11 protein-coding genes are annotated in these 13,207 nt (G+C 51.5%); 9 read left to right on the forward strand and 2 right to left on the reverse strand.

The annotated features are described in order from the left end of the window. Positions 1–1,448 (reverse strand): hypothetical protein (locus EA392_14515; GenBank protein TVR36718.1); only part of this gene is annotated, 1,448 nt, incomplete at its 3' end. Between the two features lie 2 nt (positions 1,449–1,450). Next, positions 1,451–4,060 carry a hypothetical protein gene (locus tag EA392_14520; GenBank protein TVR36719.1) on the reverse strand — a complete coding sequence of 870 codons (2,610 nt, stop codon included), beginning with the start codon at positions 4,058–4,060 and terminating at the stop codon, positions 1,451–1,453. A gap of 105 nt (positions 4,061–4,165) precedes the next feature. On the opposite strand from EA392_14520, the gene EA392_14525 reads away from it, so the two are divergent. From EA392_14525 to EA392_14565, 9 genes are all read left to right on the forward strand, one after another. Next, positions 4,166–5,344: a molybdopterin molybdenumtransferase MoeA gene (locus EA392_14525; protein TVR36720.1), complete on the forward strand. Its 1,179-nt coding sequence runs from the start codon at positions 4,166–4,168 to the stop codon at positions 5,342–5,344. After that, positions 5,341–5,928 (forward strand): molybdenum cofactor guanylyltransferase, encoded by a 588-nt coding sequence (locus EA392_14530; GenBank protein ID TVR36721.1) that lies wholly within the window; start codon positions 5,341–5,343, stop codon positions 5,926–5,928. The genes EA392_14525 and EA392_14530 overlap by 4 nt, the downstream gene beginning before the upstream one ends. Continuing rightward, a complete protein-coding gene (locus EA392_14535; GenBank protein ID TVR36722.1) occupies positions 5,904–6,158 on the forward strand; it encodes a MoaD/ThiS family protein in 255 nt (84 codons plus the stop codon). The genes EA392_14530 and EA392_14535 overlap by 25 nt, the downstream gene beginning before the upstream one ends. A 3-nt stretch (positions 6,159–6,161) precedes the next feature. After that, complete coding sequence (locus tag EA392_14540) at positions 6,162–7,220, forward strand: thiamine biosynthesis protein ThiF (GenBank protein TVR36723.1); 1,059 nt, start codon at positions 6,162–6,164, stop codon at positions 7,218–7,220. Positions 7,221–7,225: 5 nt separating this feature from the next. Beyond that, entirely contained in the window at positions 7,226–7,678 is a 453-nt protein-coding gene (locus EA392_14545; GenBank protein TVR36724.1) for a molybdenum cofactor biosynthesis protein MoaE, read from the forward strand. Further along, complete coding sequence (locus EA392_14550) at positions 7,675–8,586, forward strand: bifunctional molybdenum cofactor biosynthesis protein MoaC/MoaB (GenBank protein ID TVR36725.1); 912 nt, start codon at positions 7,675–7,677, stop codon at positions 8,584–8,586. The genes EA392_14545 and EA392_14550 overlap by 4 nt, the downstream gene beginning before the upstream one ends. 97 nt (positions 8,587–8,683) lie before the next feature. Continuing rightward, positions 8,684–9,841 (forward strand): hypothetical protein, encoded by a 1,158-nt coding sequence (locus tag EA392_14555; GenBank protein ID TVR36726.1) that lies wholly within the window; start codon positions 8,684–8,686, stop codon positions 9,839–9,841. After that, the gene (locus EA392_14560) at positions 9,841–12,324 is read left to right on the forward strand and encodes a hypothetical protein (protein TVR36727.1); all 2,484 of its coding nucleotides are present in this window, start codon (positions 9,841–9,843) and stop codon (positions 12,322–12,324) included. Before EA392_14555 ends, EA392_14560 begins: the two co-directional genes overlap by 1 nt. A gap of 104 nt (positions 12,325–12,428) precedes the next feature. Then, on the forward strand, positions 12,429–13,207 hold a 779-nt coding region (locus EA392_14565), incomplete at its 3' end, for an aminotransferase class III-fold pyridoxal phosphate-dependent enzyme (protein TVR36728.1).

The raw sequence follows: 13,207 nt of genomic DNA on the forward strand, positions 1-13,207 counted from the left end.
GTGGTAGCGCCAGGGTTAATGGTGGTGGTGCTGTGGTGGCGGCCGTGCATATCATACAACTCCAGCTGCGCGCCGCGGGGCATCGGGCCGGATTTGAGGTGTACGCTCAGCAGGTCTTGCACGGGGTTGGGGTACATGCTCACCAGCACTTCTTCTTCGTGTACTTCTACATTATCTACCAAATGGCAACCCGGCACCAAACAGCCCATGCTATCCGTGCGGAAAACCCAGAGATCCTGGCCTTGAATGCTATCCAACGGGCTACCATACAACCAACCCCCGCAAACAAAGCCACCCTCTCCATCTGGAATGACATCATTTATAATATTTGCAGCACCATAAGATTGCGTGGTTGGGTGCATAAACTCACGGTACCAAATAACATTGCCGTCTTTGTCCGTGCGCAACATGATACCTAAGTTGGCTCCTGCGCGTTCTCCAATGGATATCAAATCTTCATTTTCCAGTTCTTTAACAATGCGGAGCTTTGTGTAATAATTAGAACCCTCAAATAAATCCTCATAGGTGTGTTCCCAAATCAGATCGCCCGCGCTGTCTAATTTGCTGATGTATGGAAAAGTATAATGCTCAGTGCCGCCAATGGTATATTCGTTCCAACTGCCGCAAAACACATAATTTGCATCGCTGCTTTGTAACACATCGGCCCATGAGTCTTCACGGGGTGTGCCGATTACTTTTGACCATTGTTCATTTCCGGCGCTATCAGTTTTTACAACAAAATGATCAATGTTTCCTTGACTGTTGTATGAACGCGTATAACCTCCAAGCAAATACCCTCCGTCAATAGTCGGACAAATATTTAGGAACTCATCTACACCATTCCCGCCAAAGGTACTTAGCTGTACCATGTTTCCGATACTATCTGTGATTAATACAAATGCATCAACATCACCGTTTCCTACAGGTGGTATATTAATTGACCCCACACATGCCAGATTCTTGTTGAATGGTTGTTCTGTTGCAGCACGCCCAATTGACTGATTGATTGAATCACCGTATAGTTGGATCCACTCTATTGAACCATCTTCATGGTATTTATTCAGCGTTATCATAGATTCTAATTCCGAATCATACCACCCTCTGGAACCTGATGAAACAAACGTGCCATCTAAAAGTTTGGTACTGGTATTGGCAGTCCCAGTGTATAGTGGTCCTGTTTCATCCAGGTTAAAATGCTCAAAAAGCACTTCCCCTTGAGGGGAGATAATAGTTCGCCCTAATCCAAGTTCATAATTTATGCTTCTTCCGCTGTTGAATAAAATGTAGTTTCCATCAATCATTAGTTCAATGGAAAAACCATTTTCAGGCATATCCAACCCCATAAAATCTATGCGCTTATTGAAGTACTGCGCTTCTGCTTGCAGAAAAAACAGAAGCGCAGCAATCATCAATAAAGTCGTATGCAATATGGTTTTGGCATTTACCATTTCTAGCGGATTACTTCAAATCGAATGCTCTCAATGAGCCGTTCATCATGGCGCAGTTGAAACAGGTACAGGCCGGGTGACCAATTGGCTGTATTGATTTCCCGGATACCCACTTCGGTATTCAGAAAATCGACCAATAAACGTTGACCATGCACACTGTACACTGCCATGCTCACTTCATGCGACGGCATTCCTTCGGGTAATCGCCAGTTCAGGTAAGCCATATCTTTGGTAGGATTAGGGTGTACCGAAGCCAGGGCTTTTCTCTTTACCGCAGTGTTTTCCTTTTCAGCCTTCATGCTTCTGGGTTGCACTCCGGGCATTACGATGACTTCTTCATACTCTGCCAGCCCGTAAGTCTCCAATAAAGATTGCGCCAGGTATGCCTCGCTGCTGTGTTCATTCGCTACAGCCAATAGTGTGGTTTCGTTGGCTGCAATGACCCCATCAGCACTTGCAGTATCTTTCAAAGCATCCACCACTATAGAGATTACATCTACGTAGTCGTTTGTCCAACGCAAATTCGGCGCCTGTGCCAGCAGTGCTTCGGCTTGTTGGTATTGCCCGCGTTTCAGGTGATAGGCCATCAGGGTTTTCAATTGTTCATCATCAGCATCATCCGAAAGGTAGTGAATAATACTGTCATTCAGTGCCAAGGTACTATCCTGCCGAAATGCCTGCCGTACAAAATCCATCCGGGCAGATTCTTTCAATCCATCAAAATACGACAATTCCGACTCCATGATCATGGTGTAGGACACGCCTCCGTTCTGACCATCTTCTACCAATTCTTTATAGTAGTCGTCGAAATCTGATCGATTTAAGGCGGTGAGTACATTTTGCGGCAAAGGACTGTTGGCCAGTAATACCTGGGCAACGTGCCAGGGGTTCATTGCGGGGTCGCGTTCTATTGCGGCAATTAAAACGCGGTCGGTAACACGCGGCGATGCTAGAAGCATTTCATTGCGTATTTCAAAGCTTGACACAAATTCATCATCAATCAAATCCAACAGAAACTGCGTATCACCCCCATTTACGGTATCCTTATAGACTTCGAGCAACGTAACATAAATTGCCTTGTTCTGATAATAACGATCTCTGAAATCACCTATAACTCCGCCGGAAGACAAATCACTCGGGCAATGCACTTCTTTAACGAAGTCAATTTCTGAAGCCATTACACCAACGTAAGGTAAACCGGTATTGCAGTCAGGCCGGGTTTCGGATTGCGCAAACGGAATATAATTGTGGAAGCTGAGTTCAGGAGATGAATCATCTACATAAAATTCTTTGTCGGTGGTGGTCGGCGGACAAACCGGGTAAAACCGGTTTCCTGCACCCGGCACCACGGCAGTAATTACGCCCTGGTGCATGGAGATTTCGCCTTCGTTAGTAAGCGCAATGGAATAGTTTAATTCACTATACACCCCAGGCGTAACCTGAATTCCAAGGTCATTGCAGCGGAAAACTAAACCTGTGGCTTGTGTTGCTCCTTCTGCGGGGTCGTACCGGTTATCTCCCATAACAAGAGCTCCCACTTCCAAAGTATGGAACTCATTATTAAAGCCAATTCGGTTATAGTGGTTTCCTGAGTTTCGAATGGCCACTCCTACATTCTTGTGAATATTTGAAGAGTAAAATAAGTTTTCTTCCACTTCATATCCAGTACTTCCTCCGAGGTACAAACCAAATGGTTCTTGGGCTGCCTCTCCGGTGGGCCAGGTGAGGTCTGACGGGTCTGATACCACAAAGGTGTTTTCCACAATCTCCGCCAGCCCCGAGTACCTTAACGATACCCCGCCAAGGTTGCCGGTAAAGGTGTTTTCGGAAATTTTAATGTCGTCGAAACCGAGGGATTTAACACCGATACCGAGTGCGAGGTTTTCGAAATGGCTGTTGGTCACGTGAAAACCGCTGTTGGATGCAGCGATACCTTTTCCGGCATCGAGAATAGAAAACTCATCGGTGCGGGTGTTCACGAAGTCGCATCCCTGAAATTTAATATTGGTCACCCCGCGCAGCACTACCTGATACCACGGAATTTCTTCTTCAAACAACCAATCGTCGTTGATTTCGAACGTGGTATTGTAAAATTTGGTTTTGTTGGTGAAGGCTCCGGTGTAATCATAAGCCTGAACGGCTTGCTGGCAATTGAGAAACGTGGCACCGGTTGAGCAAATCAGGTAGCCTCCGGTGGTTGACAGATCGGGGGTGCCATTTTCGTTTCTTACACCAAGACTTACGCCGAGTGTGGCATTCTCGATGGTGCCCCCGTTTTGCATGATTACCCTGCCCTGATATTGAGCTAACTGCGGTTGGTTGGGGGTACCGAGGACTTCGATGCCGCGCCACATGCCACCGCAGGCGTTGTTAATAACACCACCATTAACAACAACTCTGCCACCAGGCTGAACTCTGATTACAGCGTCATCAGGCATGAGTAGCTCGCCAAGAACCGTAAGAGTAAGCCCTGGGCCAACCTCTAAGCTGGATGTAAAAACAAGCTCTTCATCAGCTTGAACTGTTAAATCTGCATTGAGTGTTTGCATGCCATTTCTAACTAAATCAACCCGCCAGGCACCACGACCAAAAGTAGAACTGAAGTATCGCATATCATCATCAGACTGTTCCTATCCGTTCTGGTTTGCTACCGGGGTCAAATAATTCGTCTATGCACGCCCCAACCCCATCCCCAAAACTCTCCTTAACTTCGCTCCATGATTTCACCCCAAGAAGCGCTGGAATATATCCGTAAAGCCACACCGGCAACCGCGGCAGAGCACAAATCGCCCGGTGAAGCACACCTTCAAACCCTGGCCGAAGACGTGGCCGCGCCGCACCACCACCCGTTTTTTGACCAGTCGGCCATGGACGGCTACGCAGCCCGCTTTGAGGATTTGGTTTCGGGACAGGCCCTGCGCATTGCCGCCCATCTGCCGGCAGGCTCCACCACTCTGCCCACCATTCAACCGGGAGAAGCAGCGCGGATTTTTACCGGCTCTGCCATTCCACCGGGAGCCGACACCGTAATCATGCAAGAGCATTGCAGCACCGAAAACGATCTACTGGTGGTCGAACGTCTCCCCGAAAAACCGGGCACACACATTCGCCGTTGTGGCGAGCAGATTGCCCGTGGCGAAGTAGCCCTCCCAAAAGGAAAGGTGCTCAACAGCAGCGCCATTGGGTTTCTGGCAAGTATTGGTGTGCAGCGTGTTTCGGTATGGAAGCGACCAACAGCAGCCATTATCACTACGGGAAGCGAGTTTATCCGGCCCGGCGAAGAACTGATGCCCGGAAAAATCTTTGAAAGCAATGGGATCATGCTGCAAACGGCTTTGCAGGAACAAGGCATCGCCTCAGAAAGGCACATCTGCGAAGACGACCCCGAAAAACTCACCGCGCTGATTAACCAACTCGCCGAAAAAACCGATTTGCTGCTGCTTACCGGCGGTGTGTCGGTGGGAGACCACGATCACACCCCCTCTGCACTCAGCTCGGCGGGATTCAACATATTGTTTCACAAGGTGAACCAAAAGCCCGGCAAACCCCTGCTCTTTGCCACCCGCAAGGATTGTATGGCCTTTGGACTTCCGGGTAACCCGCGCTCGGTACTGATGTGCTACCACGTGTACGTAAAGGCCATGCTTGGGCAATGGACAGGGCAACAGGAAATAAGCTGGTTCAGCGGTCGTTTAAGGCTGACCGATGAACTCATCAACCGCAGCGGTAAAACCGTCTTCGTTACCGGCAAGAGAACCGACCAAGGCGTTGAGCCCCTGCGCGGACAAAATTCACACATGTTGCAAAGCTTTGCCCGGGCCGATACCATCATTGTTCATCCGCCCGAAGCGCCGCAACTAAGCGCCGGAAGCACGGTTACCGTTATCCCCCTGTGAAAACACAACACACAACGCAGTTTTCAGCGGCCATTTTAGCCGGAGGAAAAAGCACTCGCTTTGGCAAAGACAAAGGTTTGGCGCTGCTTCACAACAAGCCCCTTGTGCAATACGTGGCAGAAGTAGCCAGGGCCGTAAGCAACGACGTATTGATCGTTAGCCAAAACAAAGCATACCAACCGTTTGCCGAGCGATGGGTGCAAGATGAATACAAGGATTGCGGTCCTTTGGGCGGATTGCACGCCGCGCTTACCCACGCCAAAAATCCGTACTGTTTTCTGCTGGCCTGCGATATGCCCTACCTGTCGCTGGCCTTGCTGGAGGAAATCAAAAAGCACATTCATTCGCAGGCCATGATACCCGTAATGAACGGCCACATGCAGCCCCTGTGTGCCTGCTACCACCGCGACGCCCTGCCTGTGGTTACTGCCCGGCTTGAACGAGGCTTTTTTAAAATGAGCGACACCATTGCATTACTCAACCACCAGTTGCTCGGCGTGGATGAAAATTCCGACCTTTACAGCCCTGAAATGTTCATGAACGTAAATACCCTCGCAGAATGGCAGCAACTCCGGAAACCATAACACTGCGTTTTTACGGGCAGCTGGCAGAGCTGGCGGGTACCGAAGCGGAAGAAAAGGCTTTGCACAAAAGCATAACAGCCGGAGAATTGTTGGAGGAGATCCGCAGAGACCGCCCCGTCTTTCGCAGGTTATCCATGACCATAGCATGCAATGACCGCAACGTATCCCGCCAACACATCGTAGAACCCGGAGATGTAGTGGATGTTTTTCCACCCTTCGCAGGAGGCTGAAACGTGAACAGCAACGAACGATATACCCGCCAGATGGCACTTCCCCGTTGGGGTGAAGAAGGTCAGCAAAGGCTCCGAAGCGCGCATATTGCAGTGGTTGGTGCCGGTGGACTGGGTTGTCCGGCCCTGCAATACCTCGCCGCTGCGGGAGTGGGCCGTATCACGGTGGTTGATTTCGACCGGATTGACGTCAGCAACCTCAACCGCCAGATTCTCTTTTCGCCCGCCGACGTAGGAAAACACAAAGCCGAAACCGCCTGCAAGAAACTCCGCCTGCTCAATCCCGAGGTGGAACTCATTGCAGTGAATGAGCCGTTCACTGCCGAACTTGCCGCGGGCCTTCTTCCCCATTGCGACCTTCTGCTGGACTGCACCGACCGCCTCCATGCGCGCTATGCCATCAGCGACGCCTGTGTGCGATACAACAAGCCGCACATTCACGCCGGCGTGTACCGCAACGAGGGGCAGCTTGCCGTGCTGAACTGGCGCGGAGGGGCTACCTACCGTTGCATTTTTCCTGCGCACCCATCTTCGGAGCATACAACCTCCTGTGAAGAAGCAGGTGTGATGGGTACGATTCCGGGCATGTTGGGCGTTTTACAAGCGCACGAGGCCATCAGGGCGCTGATCTGGCCCCACGAAGTGAAAGGAAATGAGCTGAGATTGATAAACCTGCAAAACAATACCATGAGAAACATTGAAACAGCACGCAGCATGAGCTACGGGAGCGACGCCGCGCCTGTACGCGAAATTTCAGCCGATGAGCTGATTACACAACTGGAACAAGGCAAAACGTTCACCTTTGTAGATGTACGCGAGCCCTTCGAATCGCCCTCACCGGCGCTTTGGAATGCCCTCAATATTCCCATGAGCTCATGGGTTCCGGAGGAAGTAGCTACCCGGGTATCGGCCCTGAAAGATTGCATCATTTTCTGTCAGCATGGCGTGCGCAGCATTGCGGCCATTGCCTCTTTGCCGCTTGAAATTCAAGCCAATATCACCAACCTTACAGGTGGTTTGGCTGCCTTCAAAATTGCCGAAGCCAACAAAATCGCCCAATAGAAGACATGGCAGAAAAAAAAATCAAAAACATTTTTCGCGAGGGAGCCATTTCTCCCGACACCATCGCTCAGAGCATTGCCCATCATCAGCACAAAACGGGTATCGGGGCGCACTACCTCTTTATGGGGCAGGTACGCGCCGATGAAATAGACGGCCAAACCGTCGCTGCCATTGAGTACTCTGCTCAGGAAACCATGGCCAATGAGGTGGTGCACGAAATCCGCGAAGAGGCTTTTGCCCGCTTTGACCTGAGTTGTATGCACATTTACCACAGTTTGGGTGTGGTAGAAGCCGGTCAGCTTTGCTTTGTGGTGTTTGTGTCGTCGGCCCACCGCGAGCAGCCCTACGAAGCGGTGCGCTTTATTGTGGATGCCATCAAGGAAAAAGCCCCTATTTTCGGCAAAGAGTTATTCCACGACGGAAGTCACCAGTGGAAGGTGAACAAAGCCGCTGAATGATAGACATTACACACAAATCCAACACCCTGCGGGAGGCCCACGCCAGTGCAACCCTCGTGTTGAGCGAGCCGCAAGCCATGGAGGCTTTAAGCAACAACCGTGTTCCCAAAGGCAATGTGTTTGAAATGGCCAAAGCTGCCGGACTGCTGGCGGTGAAGCAAACCCACACCACCATTCCCGATTGCCACCCGCTGCCCATTGAGTTTGCTTCGGTAGAGTATGAAACCGAGGGGCTGGAGGTGCGCATCCACATGCGCGTTAAAACCATCTACAAAACAGGGGTTGAAGTGGAAGCCATGCACGGTGCCAGTGTGGTAGCCCTCACCATGTACGACATGCTGAAGCCGCTCGATAAAGGCATCGAAATCCACAACATCCGATTGGTGGAAAAGCGCGGTGGAAAAACCACTTTTAAAACCAATGAAAGCCGGCCGTTTAAGGCATCGGTGGTGGTTTGCAGCGATTCTGTATCGGCGGGAAAAAAGGATGACAAATCAGGGAAAGCCATTGTTGCCAGGCTGGAAGAATTGGGCGTTGAAACTGCGCGCTACGAGGTCATCCCCGACGAGCCGCAGCGCATTCAGGCAGCATTAAACCACGCCCGCGAAAACCAAATAGACCTGCTTATTTACACTGGGGGCACCGGCCTTTCGCCCCGCGACCACACGCCCGAAACCCTGCGTCCCTTGCTGGAACGTGAAATTCCCGGCATTGCGGAATACATCCGCGCCTATGGCCAACAGCGCACCCCCTACTCCATGCTTTCGCGCAGTTTGGCGGGCATGGCAGGGCAAACACTGGTTCTGGCGCTGCCCGGCTCAACCAACGGTGCCCGCGAATCCATGGACGCCATTTTTCCGGCTGTTTTGCACATCTTCAGAGTGCTGGATACGGACTTCAAGCATTAGACCGGTAAAACTTCCATCATCAAGCAGAAATTTGTATCTTTCACGTGTTGTCAATCCGACGGCTCATAAATTCTTTTGCACCACCACAACCATCTCAATGAAAAAATACATTCTGATTCTGCTTGCAGCGCTTCCATTCATGGCCGTTGCCCAGGTTAAAACCGTACCTTTTGACGTGATTCGCAACCAACTGAACAGTGGAATGCCGTTGCCTGCCGAGGAGTCGTTCAACATGAAAGGCATACTTCCCGCACAGGTACGGCTGGTTCAACTGGATATACACCGTGGACGACAGCGAAAGGAACCCGATTTTTCCTACCACTGGAAAGCGCCTTTTGATTTCAAGGTGGAAGAATACGAGATCTACGTGGCCGAACCCCTCCGCAGCAACAAACGATACACCTTTACCTTCTCGTACTACAAACCGGCTTCAACCGATGATTTGCGCGAACTTCGCGACGCACTTTACCAGAATCTCAGCTCCTACCTCCACGCCAATTACCAGGTGAGCCGAAGCGGTTTTTCGTCGCTCAACCCGCGCAGAACGGTGATGAACAACCTCGATCAAATTGTGGTGAGCGCTACCAACCGCTACGAGCATTTCATCGCCATGGATTTTCCGGGCTTCAGTGATATCGTACGCCAAAAGATTGAGCAGCTCGAAAAGGTACGCATGCGCGACGCCAGGTTCAACGTGTTTGGTGGCCGTAAAAACATTGACAGTGTACGCGTAGCCTATGCTCAGCAACAGATTGAAGAACTCATCAATATGGTAAAAGCCGAAACCGACCAGTACCTCAGTCGCGATATGCTGGCGCTTGCCGACCGCAGAGAAATCACGGAGTTCGAAACCGAGCGTCTTCCCTCCTACCTTCCTGTGAATGTTGGCTTTGGCGGAGCCTATTTCAGCGGAAACTTCGAAAACCTCGACTACGGCTCAGCCCCTTACGTCGGAGTTTCTATTCCGCTCGGAAACCGCACTTTTAAGCGCTACCTCGGCAATGCATCCATTTCTACAGGTATCATGTTGTTAAACATGCAAAATGCTTCCGGCGAAACAGTTAGTGGTCCGCTGATTGAACGCCCCATCTATGCAGCTTTAGGGTACAAGTTCCTCAACTTCTTCCGCTTTCAGGCAGGTGCTACCATTACGTCAGTGCAAAGTTTGGGTGGCACCGAGCGCATCAATGTGTATCCCTTTGTGGGGCTCAGCTTTGAATTCGACCTGAATATCCGTCTAAACAATCAGCGATAATGATGTTGCGCCGGTTCTTCTGCATTGCACTCATTTTACTTGTGGCCGAAAGCCTCACTGCCCAGCTCTACCCTTATAGCTGGAGGCTTGGTGTGAGTGCAGGTTATACCACCTATTACGGTGACCTAAATCCCTTTGCTATCAATGGGCTGGGCGATGCCGGCAAAGTATTCAGGCTGTACGATTTCAACCCCAATTATATTCCCGGGGCATCGTACAATGTATCACTCGAAGCCCGTCTGACCCCCACTATGGGCATTGCATTAAAAGGCGGCCAATACAGCTTTGCCATGAGCGATCGCTTTGTGAACCGGGCCGGAAACCTGCAAACCGATGCATTGAATTTTGAACGGGCACTCAACGTGAAAACGAACATCTCGGACGTGGGAATTGCCTTGATTTTTGGCACTGACAACGGCTGGTTCCTGAACCGAAAAGCAAGCTTTGCGCCTTACCTCGGAATCGGAGCCGGTATCCTGTGGTTTGACACCTACGCCGATTTGTACGACGACAACGGCCTGCCCTACGATTATACCCAGCCCGACCTGATGACTAACGGAGTGTTCGAAACGGCTCTCAGACCACTGCGAACTGAGCTCAACGACGAATACAGTCGGCAGGCCTGGTACGCTGAACTGAGTCTTGGTTTTCGCTGGAGGGTGGCCCACCGCTGGGAAATTTTTGTGCAGAGCGATTTCAAGTACGCATCCACTGATTACCTGGATGATGTAAGCGGTCGTTACCGAAGAAATTACGTGAGCCCAGAGCAGCAACTTGCCGCCAATCCCACAGGACTCCCGGAAGAAGGAGGCTTCGCCTATCGCGGAAACAACAACGGAATCAACGACTTTTACATCTACCACGGCATTGGGTTGCGCTTTAATTTCCGCCACCGGCGAGATGCTTTCCGTGCTCCTACAGTTACGGGTCGTATGTTGGGTGACGCGTACATGCCTGCGCCTGAAAAACCTGATACCCGCAGGGAAGCTCCCGCTGCAAAGGCGGATGATGTTGCAACAGAAGTTCATTCTGAACGCACACGCAGCCAGGTAGAGCTTGAACCAGAAATGGAGGAAGAATTGCGCAGCGCATTGGTGTTTCTCCACCAGGAAATTGAAGACCTGAACCGCGCCGAAGAGTCGCGCAGGTTGATGTTGCTGAAAGACAGCCTGCAGGAGGAAATCAGCAAACTAAACGACACCATTCGCATCATGGTGCGCGATACAGTGAGAATAGAAGAAAACAAGGAAGAACTGGCAGGATATCGCACCCAACAGGAAATGTTGAACAACCGCCTAGACAGTTTGTACCGCATTCACGCAGCATTGCTGGAAGAACTTACCGCGCCCGATACGCTGCCCGCGCCGCGCAGGTTTGAGCCCGCTGCGCCTGTGGCTGTGGCGTCAGAGCCTGTAAAAGATACCGTGCGAATCAAAGAGCCCGCCGACCGCAGCATGGAAGACCGCTGGATGGCCCGGTTGGAGGCACAGGCCAAACGAGATTCGGTACTGATGACCCGGCTCATGGACTTGCTGGAAGACAGGGGTGCTCCTGCTCCGCGTACCGTACCTTCCGCAACGGAAGACCCATTGGCACCGCGTGAAACCGACGCTGAAGTGAGCCGTGCCGAAATGGAAGCCCTGAAACTGGAAATGAAATTTCTGCAGGACGAGGTTGCCAGAAGGACGGCCGCTACAGAGTCCGGCGTAACTCCGCAGCCCGGTGTGCGCGGTACGGATGTGACTGTCATTCCCACGCCGCCTGTGGTTATTCGCGACAAAACCGGTGAAGACCGCCCACCTGTGGTTGTGATGCCCGGTGGGGTTGTATCAGACACGGCGCGAACACGACAACTGGAAGACCAGTTAGCCACACTTCGCAAGGAAATGGAATTGCTGCGCACTGACATGCGTGCCCGCGATTATTTACTCAACCTTGACAAGCTCACAGAAGAACGCAGGCTCCGCGACACACTGCACCGGCTCGATATGGAACACGACGAGTACGACGAAATGTTAGAGCGCCTTCGTGAAACCACACGTCGTCTGGAAACAAAAAAAGAAGAGACTCCCACACAACCTATCCCCGCTGAAAAAGAAGAACCCGCTCCTCCGGCAGAACCGGCCGTAACATTGCCTCCCGTTTCTACCTTCAAGGTTACGGTGTACTTTGCCATCAACTCCACAAAGGTGGATGAGAACGATGTGAACAAAATCCGCAAGGCGGTTGATTTGAGCAAGCACCACCCCGGGCATCGCTTTGTGGTGACAGGCTTTGCAGACAATACCGGTAATCCGGACTACAACAAGATCATTTGCCAGCGAAGAAACGAGGCTGTGAAAAACGCGTTGATCAACGAGTTTGGTATTTCCAAAGAACGTATCGAAACCCGAATCGGTGGGCAAATTGTACGCGGAAGCAAGCGTGGATCTGAGTCCGAAGACCGACGCGTGGAAATCACCTTGCGGCCGCCCGGTGAATAGGCTCCCTAAAAGCGTTTTTCACTGTGCTTTTCGATGGGGTCATCTCACCGAAGAATACTAATTTCGCGGCCTCAAAACACAACCTTTCCAATTTCCCCAAAAGCATGAACAGAGAAAAAAGTGAAGCGCTGATTGCCAGACGCAAAGCCGTAGTTGCAAACGGTGTGGGCATCTTCAACACAGCCACCATTGACCGGGCTCACGGAGCAACCATCATTGACGTAGATGGCAATGAGCTGATAGACTTCGCCGGAGGAATTGGCGTGGTAAACGCCGGCCACTGTCCGGAACCCGTTGTAAACGCCATTATTGACCAGGCCCGCAAGTATATTCACCCCAGCTTCAATGTGGTTACTTACGAACCTTACGTAGCCCTGTGCGAGAAGCTTGTGGAGATTCTGCCCCACGGCGATGCCACCAAGGTGATGCTTGTAAGCACCGGTGCCGAAGCCGTTGAAAACGCCATTAAAATAGCCCGTCAGGCCACGCAGCGCCAGGCGGTTCTTTGCTTTACAGGTGCATTTCACGGACGCACCATGATGGCCATGACGCTCACGTCCAAAATAGACTACAAGCTCAACTGTGGTCCTTACGCGCCTGAGGTGTATCGCCTTCCCTTCCCCAACTTTTACCGCTACGGCGCGCAGCTCACCGAAGAGCAGTTTGTGCAGCGCGAGCTCAAGCGTTTGTGGGAAGCTTCCAAAAACGTGGTGGACCCCAACAACGTGGCGGCTATCATTATTGAGCCGGTTCAGGGGGAGGGCGGCTTCTACCCCGCCCCCAAGGCCTACCTGGAAGGTTTGCGCGAGTACTGCGACAAGTACGGCATTGTGTTGATTTTCGACGAGGTGCAATCAGGATTTGGCCGCACCGGAAAATGGGC

It is taken from the genome of Cryomorphaceae bacterium, from assembly GCA_007695365.1.
GTDB lineage: Bacteria > Bacteroidota > Bacteroidia > Flavobacteriales_D > SKUL01 > SKUL01.

Excerpts from the sequence above, each read along its gene's own strand:
- EA392_14545 (TVR36724.1), top strand. The coding sequence starts at position 7,226 with ATGGCAGAAAAAAAAATCAAAAACATTTTTCGCGAGGGAGCCATTTCT.
- EA392_14550 (TVR36725.1), top strand. The coding sequence starts at position 7,675 with ATGATAGACATTACACACAAATCCAACACCCTGCGGGAGGCCCACGCC.
- EA392_14535 (TVR36722.1), top strand. The coding sequence starts at position 5,904 with ATGGCAGCAACTCCGGAAACCATAACACTGCGTTTTTACGGGCAGCTG.
- EA392_14555 (TVR36726.1), top strand. The coding sequence starts at position 8,684 with ATGAAAAAATACATTCTGATTCTGCTTGCAGCGCTTCCATTCATGGCC.
- EA392_14525 (TVR36720.1), top strand. The coding sequence starts at position 4,166 with ATGATTTCACCCCAAGAAGCGCTGGAATATATCCGTAAAGCCACACCG.
- EA392_14560 (TVR36727.1), top strand. The coding sequence starts at position 9,841 with ATGATGTTGCGCCGGTTCTTCTGCATTGCACTCATTTTACTTGTGGCC.
- EA392_14520 (TVR36719.1), bottom strand. The coding sequence starts at position 4,060 with ATGCGATACTTCAGTTCTACTTTTGGTCGTGGTGCCTGGCGGGTTGAT.